9 protein-coding genes and 1 tRNA gene are annotated in these 13423 nt (G+C 47.6%); 2 read left to right on the top strand and 8 right to left on the bottom strand.

All coding sequences use genetic code 11. The features are described from left to right. Nucleotides 1–225: 225 nt before the first annotated feature. Nucleotides 226–810 (bottom strand): hypothetical protein, encoded by a 585-nt coding sequence (locus ACT6NU_RS04425; RefSeq protein ID WP_445383253.1) that lies wholly within the window; start codon nucleotides 808–810, stop codon nucleotides 226–228. A 406-nt stretch (nucleotides 811–1216) separates the two neighbouring features. On the opposite strand from ACT6NU_RS04425, the gene ACT6NU_RS04420 reads away from it, so the two are divergent. After that, nucleotides 1217–2944 (top strand): hypothetical protein, encoded by a 1728-nt coding sequence (locus tag ACT6NU_RS04420; protein WP_445383252.1) that lies wholly within the window; start codon nucleotides 1217–1219, stop codon nucleotides 2942–2944. Between the two features lie 154 nt (nucleotides 2945–3098). Beyond that, nucleotides 3099–3563 (top strand): hypothetical protein, encoded by a 465-nt coding sequence (locus tag ACT6NU_RS04415; protein ID WP_445383251.1) that lies wholly within the window; start codon nucleotides 3099–3101, stop codon nucleotides 3561–3563. A 12-nt stretch (nucleotides 3564–3575) separates the two neighbouring features. On the opposite strand, the gene ACT6NU_RS04410 is transcribed toward ACT6NU_RS04415, so the two are convergent. From ACT6NU_RS04410 to dnaE, 7 genes are all read right to left on the bottom strand, one after another. Next, on the bottom strand, nucleotides 3576–3986 hold the full coding sequence (locus tag ACT6NU_RS04410) for a hypothetical protein (protein ID WP_445383250.1): 411 nt from the start codon (nucleotides 3984–3986) through the stop codon (nucleotides 3576–3578). 216 nt (nucleotides 3987–4202) lie between these two features. Then, the gene (locus tag ACT6NU_RS04405) at nucleotides 4203–6167 is read right to left on the bottom strand and encodes a hypothetical protein (RefSeq protein WP_445383249.1); all 1965 of its coding nucleotides are present in this window, start codon (nucleotides 6165–6167) and stop codon (nucleotides 4203–4205) included. A 259-nt stretch (nucleotides 6168–6426) separates the two neighbouring features. Beyond that, nucleotides 6427–6957 carry a hypothetical protein gene (locus tag ACT6NU_RS04400; protein WP_445383248.1) on the bottom strand — a complete coding sequence of 177 codons (531 nt, stop codon included), beginning with the start codon at nucleotides 6955–6957 and terminating at the stop codon, nucleotides 6427–6429. Between the two features lie 389 nt (nucleotides 6958–7346). Beyond that, a tRNA-Asp gene (locus ACT6NU_RS04395) sits at nucleotides 7347–7420 on the bottom strand. 133 nt (nucleotides 7421–7553) lie between these two features. Continuing rightward, the gene (locus ACT6NU_RS04390) at nucleotides 7554–8483 is read right to left on the bottom strand and encodes a DUF58 domain-containing protein (protein WP_445383247.1); all 930 of its coding nucleotides are present in this window, start codon (nucleotides 8481–8483) and stop codon (nucleotides 7554–7556) included. 84 nt (nucleotides 8484–8567) lie between these two features. Continuing rightward, on the bottom strand, nucleotides 8568–8885 hold the full coding sequence (gene trxA, locus ACT6NU_RS04385; RefSeq protein ID WP_445383246.1) for a thioredoxin: 318 nt from the start codon (nucleotides 8883–8885) through the stop codon (nucleotides 8568–8570). Between the two features lie 148 nt (nucleotides 8886–9033). Further along, entirely contained in the window at nucleotides 9034–13392 is a 4359-nt protein-coding gene (gene dnaE, locus ACT6NU_RS04380; RefSeq protein WP_445383245.1) for a DNA polymerase III subunit alpha, read from the bottom strand. Nucleotides 13393–13423 lie beyond the last annotated feature (31 nt).

Here is a 13423-nt window from a genome sequence, read left to right as displayed (position 1 = left end):
GTTTATTGCACTGCGCAGAAATTGTTGTGAACCTAATGAAAGCTGTGGTTTATGGATCTGTTAAAGTATCTGCAAATAAAAATTAAGGCCCTGGTATTCAAGGCTAACAGGGCCTAAATTTTGAAGGAAGGCTATTTTGGCAAATGCAATACAGAAGCGCAAATAGCCAGATAATCAAAGCTGAGATAGCTACCTTAACAATAGCAAGCGCGCTTGATAAAAAGCTTAATTCTTGCCTTTTTTCATGGTAATGGTACCCTGCCAGTGGTGGCTGGTTTGCTGGATGCCATCCTTATTTATAAAATTATAATCATTGGTGACACCTTCTCCTGAAGCCCCTTCAAACTTTCCGGTCCCGCCAAGGATAACGAAAGGGTCTTTGAAATACGAAATGGCATAATTGGGCATACCTGGAACCCTTCCGGCAAACACTTCCCCGGCCACTTCAATGAAGAGGCGGTCTCCGTTTTCGTCTTCAAAATACGCATTGATGTAACCCTCCGGATAGGAGCCGGATCCCGGGCCGGTTGGCCTGACGCAAAATTCAAAGACAGAAGTGAGTTTTTTAAAATGGGTCCCGGTACCTGCTCCCGCATTTCGTACCGGGAAGGTTCCTTCAGCACATTCTGCGCCATGCGTCGGGAATTCGTAATTGCCTGTAAATACCAGGTTCAATCCGAGGGTACGCATTTGTGATGCCTGGTATTTTAGTGGCGTTGCCTCATCATATACCCTATCGTCGGATTGTTCGCATGATGCCATAAAACCAATTACAGCCATGGCGATCACTGTTGTCAATAGCTTTTTCATAATAGTTGTTTTTAGTGATTAAATAGAATAGAAATAGAGAGGGGTTAGCGAATGGTGGATGCAAATCCAAAGCTTGTGCTTAAAGCTTTTCAAATATATCCACAGGGGTATTTTATCCCAATGATTTGGGTCAGGCTCGGAGACTATCAATGAATTTGGGGTAAGCCCAAAAAAAGCGGGTTATAAACGGAGAGCGGTCCTTCGAGTAGTTGCAGGATTTGTAGCGGTTACCAGGATATAGCGGAGGTCCTTGAAAACAGAGTGTATAACGGGGCTTCGGAATCCCGCAAGGGCGGGCAGGCGGAGGGTTATTAGGTTATCGATACTTAGTAGGCTGATCATTCCAATTAAAATCAACTCAAAGGAAAGGAATCCCTATCTTTAGGAAGCAACCAACCCTCATTAGTTGAAAAACCTAATATTAATTACTACTTTCTTTTTTGCGATCTGCCCGGGATTCGGGCAGGACAGCGCAGGACAGAATACCTACAAAGTCACCCTTTCCTATCAGGAACTGCTGGATAGGATGGCAGCCTGTACCGACTCAGTTTTTCGGCTGGATGGGGCCGTTGTTGCATATGATCCGGTAAAAGATGCCAGGTTTACCAAAGCGAGAGATTCACTGTATATGGCTGAACTCGACACCATCTATGTTCAGGGGCAGGTTTTATTAAAAAACATTGAATTTGGTCCAATCGCCGTAGAAAACCAACAGCCATTTTTTGCAAAGGTAAAGTTTCAAAAAGCAGTTACCATTTCAGATGCAAAGGGCCAGGACGGATTGTATTTTATCAAATGTAAATTTGATTCAGAAACCAGGATTTCCCTGGACCCGGAAGTTGACGACGGCCGGATTGTATTTGTAGAATCTGCCTTTAACAGTTATGTCAATTTTCGTCTTGCCAAAGGGGCGATATACGCATTCAGCTGTGTTTTTGACCCTGTAAACAGAAAAGACTTAAAAAACAATATATTTTTTACTGACCACGAGGAATCTGGGGTATTTCTTCCCAGGAACAAATTTGCTCAGAGGGACAGCCTCGGTAAAACTATAATTTCCGGAAGGCTATATACCTTGCGATTATGGAAGAACACTTTCGAGACGGACCTGGCTTTTTCTGAAATGAGCATTGATGATATTACGATGATCGGGAACGACTTCCAGGGGTTGGTCGATATGACCAATGTTGAATTTGGCAGCTATAAAAGTGAACTCTATTACGATCAGCTCGGAGGGAATATAGGGGTATATAGCAATGAAGACAATGCGGCAAAGACTTGGCGACCAAAGTCTTATGAAGCTTTTCACGACAGCATTGCCGCTGAAAGGTTTTTCAATGTATACAGGAGGGTTACCGAACATTTCAGAAGCAGGGGAAATATCCGGGATTACAACAGGATGTACTCCGAAATGAAGGATTTTGAAACCATGCAGCTTCATTATTATTACAATAAGGAGAGCAGTTTGTCTGCCCTGTTTTCATGGAAAATGAATCAGTTTTTGGGGATTATATCGGATTACGGCACCAGGCCAACCCAATCAATCATTTATTCCCTTTATATAGTCCTGATCTTTGCTCTTTTCTATATGCTCTTTCCCAATTCCTGGGATAGTGAAGGCCGTAAGAGGCTTATTGATCGCTATACTTTTTTCTTGAAATACCTCAGGAAGGATGCTGGTATAGACGAAGTCTTTCTTGAAAACAAGCAAAGGAATTTAATGCAATATGAAGAATTTAAAAACCTGATAAGGGATTCAGGACAAAAGGTGCCTAAATTTTTTATAGCAACCGGCCTCCCTATATACAAGTGGGCCATTTCGGGAACCACCCTGTCAGCCAGGATTCTAAAAAGGTTCGATATCATCAAAGGGCGCTGGGAAGACCTGCCACCGTCCAAAAGGATATGGAAATCCATCCTGATTACAGGGGCATTTATTATGACGGTAATCTATGACCTTTTCATCAAGGCCCTCAATGCGCTGATGCTCTCGGTAAACGCCTTTACTACCCTTGGTTTCGGGGAAATCCCCATCAAAGGCATTCCCCGCTACCTGGCCATTATTCAGGGGTTTGTCGGGTGGTTTATGCTGACTATTTTCAGTGTAGCCCTGATTTCGCAGTTATTGAATTGAGCTCATTTACAGAGTAAAACATATCTTTAGGATAACCTGGACATAACCGTGGTTTAAGTTTTTATTATCTGCAACTTATTATATGAACTCTATTTTGACTTTCTTTCGCTGCCCTTTCAAACAGCTTAAACGCATCCGAACAAACAGCTTGCTATTGGGGTTAATATTGTTAAATAATCTCTTTGTTCTAAAAGCCCAGCAAGCGGAAGACGTGGCCACCATTGACGGGATCATCAAAGCCTATTACGAGGTAGTCTCGGGGCCGGCCGGGGAAGCCGCCGATATTGAGCGGGACCGTAGCCTGCACCACCCGGATGCCTGGGTAGCCATCTCCAACATGGATGAAGAAGGCCATCCCAGGGTAAGAGTGATGCGCCTTGAAGAATTTCACGGGGATAACAAGCCACGTACACAGGGTTTTTGGGAACGGGAAACCAGCAGGGAGGTAAAACGCAAAGGCAATATGGCCCAGGTCTGGAGCCGGAAGGAGATCTCCAGGACGCCGGAGGGAGAAGCTTTTGAAAAAGGGGTGAATAACATCACGCTATTTTATGACGGCAGCCGTTGGTGGATCATGGGGTGGATGATCGATAATACCGTCTTTGGAGAAGGGGAGTAATCGGGCAGGCTGCTAATCGCAGTTATAAAGGCAATCTACCCAGTCTCCGGTAGAAAAATACCAAAACCCAAAAGCCAATAACCCTACTGCGGGTGCCCCTGCAAGAATTACAGACCTCCTGTTCGAGGCTTTCAGGTCTTTTATTTTAACGGTACTGACGGCATTGGAAGGAAGTACTTCATCAATCATGTTTTTGGAGGCTGATTCGGCTGGTTTGACCCCAAAATACTGCTCATCCCTGTAAGTGATGTAGCTGTATTTTTTAACGGTTCCATCAGCCATAGTTATTCTGGTCTTTTTACGTGCTTGTACAGCCTCTTCCAGAGAGACAGCTTGCTTTTTGTAAACCGTACAGCTTTGGAATACCATCAGGAGAGCCAGTAAGAAGGTGAGGGGGATGTGGTAGGTTCGTTTGTTTTTCATGGTGCCTGTATTTATCTGATGACAATTTAAAAACAGGGGCTTTTATGGATATCCGGAATCTTGCCTGGAGTAGGAATTGGGACAGGTTTTAAAATTTTCAGGAGCGATTTGTGAAATTAGCATGGCTTTTCGAAATTGCCACGGGACTCTTTTTTTGCGCTGTCCGGAAAACATCCCCAAGTTGGAATTTAAGGGGAAACCGGAAATGATCAGCAATTAAAGTGCTCCTGCTGCTTCCAGGCGGGTGACCTCGTCCCGCACCGCGCGGATCTCGGCCATACGTTTATTGATGATACCTTGGAAGGCTTCTGCTCCCCGGATATTATCATACATTGGATCTAGCTGTATAAAGTGCAGCTTACCTTCATCCCAGCGGTTGATGCTATCGAACTTATAAAGGGTTTCCAGGGCCTGCTGTTTCTTTCCAAGCATGGCATAAATACCGGCGCTTTCGTATAATACCCCATGGGCGTTTTTATAGTTGACCGACAATTTTTTGTTCAGTTCCAGTTGCTGCTGCATCAACTTCTGCCCTTCCTCATTTCTTCCCAGCGCCAGGAGTACCTGCCCATACCGATGCCAGTCCCTCAGTTCAGACCCGTCCTGTACCCCTCCACCTCCAACCAGTTGCTCCCATGCCTGGTAGTACCCCAAAGCCTTCTCGTAATCCTCCAGAAGCAGGTTAAAAAAGCCCAGGGCTGCCAGGCCGGCTGCTGACTGCTCCCAGCTTTTATCTGCAAGGTTTATGGCCTCCTCGAACCTTCCCAGCTGTAGAAAATACCACGCTTTAAGACCTTCCAGCACGCCCGGGCGCAAATCCATTGCCTGCTCCAGGTACCCCAAACTCTTTTCATGATCCCATAAGTGCCAATAGGTCTGTGATAAAGAGACATAGGACCCGAACTGGCCATCGGGAGACCGGTCCAGTTTTTGCAATTTTTTAAATAACCTCAGGGCAGAGACGATATCATGGGAATGGACTTTCTTTAACCAGGCCAGTTGACCGATCGTTTGTACGTGGTTGGGGTTGAGTTGCAGGGCGCGTTCCAGGTCTTTCCGGGCCTTGGGGATTTCGTACATAAAATCATCATAGAATTTCCCCCGTATCCAGTATGCGTCCGCTAATTGAGGGTCCAGGGCAATGGCTCTGTTACACAGGTAAAGCATGCTGTCCAGAAGTATTTTATTTTCAAAAAATTCAAACTGGTGCTGCTGCTGGAAGACCATCGCCCGGCCTACATAAGCCTGGGCAAAGGTACTGTCACGTTTCAGGGCCATTTGAAACAACCGATCCACTTCTTGCAGGTCCTCCCTGCCACTTCCGCCCAGGTCACCGGTCAGGTATTTCATTCCCTGCAGGTAGTAATCATAAGCCCTGAGGTCTTCTGTTGGTTTCTCTGCTATATGCTCCAGCAACTGTGGTGAAATGGTCGTTTGAAGGGCATTGGCTATGTTGCTGGTTACCTCGGTGAGCACTGTAAAAATATCCTTCAGTTCCCTGTCGTACTGTTCGGACCACAGATGACGGTCCTCCGGGGCGAAGATCAGCCTTGCCCGGATGATGGACCGGTCCTCAAGGCGCAGCACACTTCCCTCCAGGATATAATCTACCCCCAGTGTTTTCGCGATTTCAGTTACGGAAGGGGGATTTTCCCTGAACCGTTCCACGGAGGTTCTGGAGATCACGCTGAGGCCGGGGATCCTGGAGAGATTCTCCCTTACCCCCTCAGTGATCCCATCGCAAAAATAAAGGTTAGAGGCGTCCGGGCTGTCGTTTTGGAAGGGAAGGACGGCTATGGAGGCTTCGGAGTTGCCTGGAGCCATTTCGGATCCGGTAAAAAACACACGCTCCACCAGCATAACACATAGGGCCAAAGCAAGTATCCCGATAATGAATTGATTGAGCCTGCGGCCCACTTTTTTGTTCTCCGGTGTTTCAGCCTGAGAACTCCCTGTCTTTTTAAAGCCCTGGGGAGTTAATTCGTAGATCCAGGCAAGGATAAGGGCTATTGGAAAGCCTACGATAAGGATCCTGATAAGTAAGGGAGTGACCGATTCTGGCCAGCCCAGGCCCGACCCCACAAGATCTGTAACCTGCAATAGCAGCCACGCTGCCACAGCATAGGCTGTGCCCACTTTGTAGACATTTCGCTTTTTAAGCTCTTCAAAAAAATCCTTCATGAAGCCGTTTGCCTTTAGGTGATGGGTCCCTTAAAGTTAATGGGAATATTCCAAGGTAGCTCCTTCAGAATTAATATGATATGATAAAAATCAAGTAATTAGCCCTGGATCCGGCCGTACTTTTGAGGTTTTTTTGGTTCTTTTGTTCTATCTGAATCCCCGTGCTTTTAATGAAATTATAAGTTCGGTATTTCGCTTCTGCCTTCAGGTTTCCATCCAAGTCTGAATAGATTTCTGCAATCTTAAACAGTAAGGAAGTTTATAGGGATGTACTCGCGATAATTGCAAACAAACCAAAAGAAATTGCCGAGCCTATCAATGCATTTCCACCGGATTTTTTCTTTGCACCTCTGGCATAGCCCAATAAATAGTCAGTGTCATCCACAAGGGCTTTGTTTGGGCCCTCAGTGGCTTTGTAGCTGGGCATTTGGTCTGATGATGCGTAGACGACTGCGGTGCCAATGAGGCCGAAAAAAAACCCAACCGCCAGATTGCCGCCTTTGTTCTTTGCATACCTTTTCCCATCCAGGATTCCCAACTTCATTTTTTCCCCTGAGGTAAGCTCCTGACCAATGGCGACCAGGGTAACATCCGCGTTTTTGATCCGGATCAAACCTTTATTGGTTTTAACTTTAAATGCATTGGATCCGAATTTTACGATTTCGCCCGATACAATCTGTCCATCAGTAAGCAAGAAATAGTCTGCGTCCGGGTTTGTTGGATTGCCCCTAAGAACGGGGGTTAGCATCAAAAGAAAGCTTAGCAGGAAAATGGTTTTTTGTTTTTTCATAGCGGTGGAATTTGAGATTAAGTTTATTACAAAAAACTGGGTTTTGCAATTTAGCCTAAAGGGCTATCTCTATTTAATTTTAAACCCGCTTAAAGCTATAAAAGAAGCAGAGTCTTTCCGCCTGCTTCGCAGCCTGTAGCTGTTCTAGAACTTAAGACAATATTAGTACTGCCAACTGCTACTGCGAACTGAATACTGAAATAGACGGGATTCTTTTCTCGGCTCCGCCTCGAAAAGGGCCCTGGGGGTGGTCCTGCAAAGAGGCAGAGCCCTTCCGCCTGCTTCGCAGCCGGTGGTTCTTTTCCATTTCTTCGCGCTGGCAAGCGAGCTTGCGCGCTGCGAAATGAAAAAGCCCCTCACACTCTCGTGCGAAGGGCTCTGCTTCTCTGCGGTCTGGACGGGACTCGAACCCGCGACCCCCTGCGTGACAGGCAGGTATTCTAACCAACTGAACTACCAGACCAATGATTTTATCTTTTAGAAGACTCTGACAACAGTCAGATTCAAATCTTGTTCAACGCCTTTTGCAAAGCGTGTGCAAATATAAGCCACTATTTGAATCCGGCAAACAAAAAAAATAAAAATAGCTGGGGTGATTAGGCAAAGCGCTGCCTTTCCACCAGGAAGGTGTTGAATACCCTGGCAAAGGGTTGGGCGATGTCCACAGCCTGGTATTTAATGTTGTATTTGGCACAAACCAGCCGAATAGACTGCAGGTACTCCTCCAGGGTACTTTGGTACTTTTCACGCACACTTTCCGGATAGAGGTCTATATGTTTGCCAGTTTCCACATCCATAAAACGGCGGGGGCTGTTCTCGAAATTAAAATTCAGTTCGGTGGCCTTGTCGCTGAGGTGGAAAAGTACCACTTCGTGCTTGTTGTATTTCAGGTGTCGCAGGGCCTCAAATAACTGCTCCTCATCCACGGACTCCTGGAACATGTCTGTAAACAAAACCACCAGGCTGCGCCTTTTCAGTTTCTCGGCTATCAGGTGCAGGTGTGCGTGCAACTCCGTTCGCTGTTTAAGTGGCTGTTGGCTGCCCAATTCGCTGAGGGCTGCCAGTAGCATCTGGTAATGCCGTTCACTTCCTTTTTCGGGGGCGTAATATTTATAGCTGTCCGAAAAAACACTGAGGCCTATGGCATCCCGTTGCTTTTTAAGGAGCTGCATGAGTGCCGCCGAAGCCAGGACCGCAAAGCCCATTTTATGCAGGTGGCTGAGGTCCAGTTTTTTTTGTGGCGGGTAGTACATGGAGGAGGAACTGTCCAGGATCAGATGGCAACGCAGGTTGGTTTCCTCTTCATAGCGTTTGGTGTACAATTTATCGGTCTTGGCAAACAGCTTCCAGTCTATATGCTTGGTGCTTTCACCGGTATTGTAAATTTTGTGTTCTGCAAATTCGGCCGAGTAGCCGTGAAAAGGACTTTTGTGAATCCCGCTGATATAGCCTTCAACAACCTGTGCCGCTAAAAGGGAGAGGTTTTCAAATAAGGGGGCTTTGTATAGTTCCGATTGCAGATCCATTCGCTAAAGATACAAAAGTGAGGTTCCTTAAAAACAAAAACCCGGCCACCGGGCCGGGTTTTAATAAATATTTAATAGAGCCGCTTATAGTGCTGCTTCTATAGCCTCAGAATATACTTGTTTAGGGCTAACACCAACCTGACGGTTGACGATTTCTCCTCCTTTGAAGACGAGAACCGTAGGAATGTTTCGCACTCCGTATTTGGCCGCGTATTCCTGATTGGAATCCACATCAACCTTTCCCACAACGGCTTTGCCGTCGTATTCCTGGCTCAATTCGTCAATGATCGGGCCTACCATGCGGCAGGGACCACACCAGGCTGCCCAAAAGTCAACAACTACTGGTTTATCGCTTTTTAAGACTACCTCGTCAAAAGTAGCATCTGTTATTTCTAGTGCCATGATTATTTTTGATTATAATTAGTGCAAAGTTAGTCAATTATTTGCCTGATTCCTTACGGGGCAAAGATTCGTTTTCCCTATGTATGTATCAGTATAATTTATATGTAATTCAGGGTCTTAGCTAAAGGAGGAGCCACTCTTTGGACCCTCAGTTCAGCTTGTAATGGATTTCCTGTTTTTTCAGGGTATCCAGCAGCTCTGAGCTGATGTGTACTTTCTGTTTACGGCTGCTCATGTTTACCTTAATGGCCTCCTCCATCTCATATACAATAAAATTGAGGGGTTGTTTGCCTTTAAAGGATCGGAGGGTATCTTTCAGGGCTGCAATGCGCTTTTCATGCAATTGTGAAATATCCAGCTGTATGGTCAGTTTCCTGGCAAAGGCCTCCATAACATCCTGCAGCAGCATCACCTGGTTGAATTGCATCCTGGGATCTCCCTTTTTACCGCTTTCCCGGTTAACCCAGCCTTCCCTGATAAATACCTTCATATAAACAAAGGCGTTAATGGTGAGGAAATGACGGTATTTCAGGTATTCCTCTCCAAAGATCCTGAATTCAAAGCTGTCTGAATAGTCTTCAACCGTAAAGGCTGCCCAGCCCTTGCCGTTTTTGGAGATCCGATGCTGCACGTCTGTGATTACCCCGGCTACCGCAAGTTCCCGGTTCAGGTAACTTTCCAACTCATTAAAGGCGTGTACTTCGGCATTGCAGAAGGACTTGATTTCCGTTTTGAAATCATCCAGCGGATGGCCGGAAATATAAATACCCACTACTTCCTTTTCCCTTTTAAGGGTTTCCATGGTACCCCAGGGCTCACATGGCGGAATTTCCGGTTCGGCGATCTGTACTTCGCTATTGGCCCCGAACAGGCTTACCTGAGAGGAGTTTTCACTCTCCTGGAAGCGGGCTCCGAAGCGGATTACTTTTTCCAGGAAGGTGATACTATCATTGCCGGCATCGAAAAACTGGGCCCGGTGCGCTTCACACAGCGAGTCAAATCCACCGGCCAGGGCCAGGTTTTCAAAGGCTTTCTTGTTGGCAGCCCGCAAATCAATCCGCTTGGCCAGTTCAAAGATAGAGGAGTAGGGCCCATCCGCTTTCCGGTTCTCAACAATGGTTTCCACAGCAGATTTTCCTACACCTTTGATAGCGCCCATCCCAAAGCGGATCTGGTTCTCTTTGTTGACGGCAAACTTGTAATAGGATTCATTGACATCCGGGCCCAGCACATCCAGGCCCATCCTGCGGCATTCTTCCATAAAGAAGGTAACCTGCTTGATGTCGTTCATGTTGTTGGAAAGGACGGCCGCCATATATTCCGCCGGATAGTGGGCTTTTAAGTAAGCGGTTTGGTAGGCGATATAGGCATAGCAGGTAGAGTGACTCTTGTTAAAGGCATAGGAGGCGAAGGCTTCCCAGTCTTTCCAGATTTTCTCGAGCACCTCACGGGGATGGCCTTTTTCTTCACCCCCGTTCAGGAATTTGGGCTTTAATTTCTGCAGCAGGGCAAAAATCTTTTTCCCCATGGCCTTTCTGAGTACATCTGCCTCGCCCTTGGAGAAGCCTGCCAGCTTCTGGGACAGCAACATCACCTGCTCCTGGTATACCGTAATACCGTAGGTCTCCTGCAGGTTTTCCTCCATTTCGGGAAGGTCATAGGTAATATCTTCCTGCCCGTGTTTTCGGGCAATAAAGCTGGGGATGTACTCCATTGGGCCCGGGCGGTAGAGGGCGTTCATGGCGATGAGGTCATCAAAGACGGTAGGTTTTAAGTCCTTGAGGTGTTTTTGCATGCCGGGGGATTCGTACTGGAAAATCCCCACGGTGTCGCCCCTCTGGAACAATTCGTAGGTTTTTTCATCGTCCAGCGGAAATTCATCCGGGATCAATTCAATCCCCTGCCGGGCTTTTACGATTTTAACGGTATCCTTGATCAGGGTCAGGGTTTTCAGGCCCAGGAAGTCCATTTTTAGCAGGCCGGCACTCTCCACCACCGAGTTGTCGAATTGGGTAACATACAGCTCAGAATCCTTGGCTGTGGCGACCGGGACAAAATTGGTAATGTCGTCCGGGGTAATGATCACCCCGCAGGCATGTATCCCCGTATTTCTCAGGGAACCTTCCAGTACCCTTGCCATATTGACGGTCTGGGCTTCCAGGTCATCCCCTTCAGAAATGTTCAGCAGGTTGTTGACCTTTTCCAGTTCGTCTGAGCGAAATTTCTTTTTAAGATCTGCCTCCGGGACTCCGAAGATTTTGCCCAGTTTGGACATATTGGGGATCAGCTTGGCGATGCGGTCCGCATCGTTCAGTGGCAGGTCCAGTACACGTGCGGTATCCCGGATGGAAGACTTGGCTGCCATGGTCCCGTAGGTGATAATCTGCGCCACCTGGTTGGCCCCGTACTTTTGAATGACGTAATCCATCACCTTGGAGCGCCCTTCATCGTCAAAGTCTATGTCAATATCCGGCATGGATACCCGGTCCGGATTCAGGAAGCGCTCAAAAAGCAAATCGTACTTGAGCGGATCTATATTGGTAATCCCGAGGCAGTAGGCAACCACCGAACCGGCCGCCGAACCCCTGCCGGGGCCTACGGAAACCCCCATATTGCGGGCTTCCCGTATAAAGTCTTCCACGATGAGGAAATAGCCGGGATATCCGGAATTTTCGATGGTCTGCAGCTCAAAATCGATACGTTCGCGGATGGCATCGGTGAGTTCCCCATACCGTTTTTCAGCGCCCTGATAGGTGATATGCCGCAGGTAGGCATTTTCCCCGCGTTTCCCTCCGTCTGCCAGATCTTCCTGTTGTTTGAAGGTATCCGGGATCTCAAATTTGGGCAGCAGTACTTCCCGTGCCAGGTCGAATGGGGTAATTTTGTCAATGATTTCCTGGATGGAGAGTATGCTTTCCGGCAGGTCCCGGAATTGCTCCTTCATGGCCTCAGGCGATTTGAAGTAATACTCTTCATTGGGAAGCCCGTAGCGATAACCTCTTCCCCTGCCTATAGGGGTGGCTTGTTTTTCCCCGTCTTTCACGCAGAGCAGGATGTCGTGCGCTTCGGCATCTTCCTTCTCGCAGTAGTAGGTATTATTGGTGGCCACCAGTGAAACCCCGTGCTTTTGGGCCAGGGGCACCAGCACCTGGTTTGCACGGTCTTCATCTTCCTGTCCATGGCGCATGATTTCTAGGTAGAAATCCGGTCCGAAGACCTCCTTCCACCAAAGTAAGGCCTCTTCGGCCTGCCGTTCTCCTACGTTTAAGATTTTTGAAGGGATTTCCCCATACAGGTTCCCGCTGAGGACGATGATGTCATCCTTGTATTTTTCCACCACTTCCCGGTCTATACGGGGCACGTAATAAAACCCTTCCGTATAGGCGATGGAAGACATCTTGGCCAGGTTGTGGTAGCCGTTCTTGTTTTTGGCAAGCATCACCACCTGATAACCGTAATCCTTTACGGATTTGTTGTGCCGGTCTTCGCAAACGAAAAATTCGCACCCCAGGATGGGAATGATTTCCTGCCCTTCCGCTTCTTCAGACTCCCTTACTTTTTGGTTGTGGGCCTTGATCTCGCGTACGAAATGAAAGGCGCCCATCATATTGGCGTGATCAGTAAGCGCAACGGCAGGCATACTGTATTTGGCGGCCGCAGCAACCAGGTCCTTTACCTTGATGGTAGACTGCAAAACAGAGAATTGTGAGTGATTGTGCAGGTGCACAAATACCGCCCCCTCCAGGGTTTTCTCGTTTTCTATAATTTCAGCCTTGCTCAGGCCCGCATCGGTGTCCTGGTTTTCCGAGGCCAGCTTACCCGATAATTTCTTGAGGTTCGTATGCTTCAGCCCTACAGGTTGAATCAACTGCGGGTTGGCTTCTTTAAAACGGTTGAAATAATCGGCGGTTGTCTGCAGTTCAGAAGCAGAGAACTGTTTTTGGCGAATCAGCTCGAGGAAGCAACGGGCTGTAGATTCCACGTCGGCCGTTGCGTTGTGTGCTTCTTTAAATGCCTCCCCGAAGAGGTGCTGGTGCAGTTCTGTAAGCGTAGGGAGTTTGAACTTCCCGCCCCTTCCGCCCGGGAGCTGGCAGAGTTCAGCAGTGGTTTCGGTACAGGTATCGAGTACGGGGAAAGCTTCCAGCGGGTTTTCCATGCCTGCACGGAGGAACTCGGCACCCATTATATTGATGTCGAACCCCACATTCTGCCCGACCAGGAATTTGGTCCTTTCCAGCGCAAGTTTGAATTTCTCCAGTACTTCCGATAAGGGTAAACCACGTTCGCTGGCAAGCTCCGTGGAAATTCCATGGATTTGCTCGGCATCGTAAGGGATATTGAAGCCTTCAGGCTGTACCAGCGCATCAAATTGCTCAATGAGCTGCCCCATTTCGTCGTGGAGCTGCCAGGCAATCTGCACGCACCTCGGCCAATTATCCGTATCGCTTACGGGGGCATCCCATCTTTTGGGCAATCCTGTGGTCTCAGTATCAAAAATAAAGTACATAGTATCCTGTCGGTCTAAAGCAGGGTTAAAA

This window comes from Robiginitalea rubriflava (genome assembly GCF_052540725.1).
Note: the sequence above shows the minus strand (reverse complement) of the source record. Positions and strands in the feature narration are given on the sequence as shown.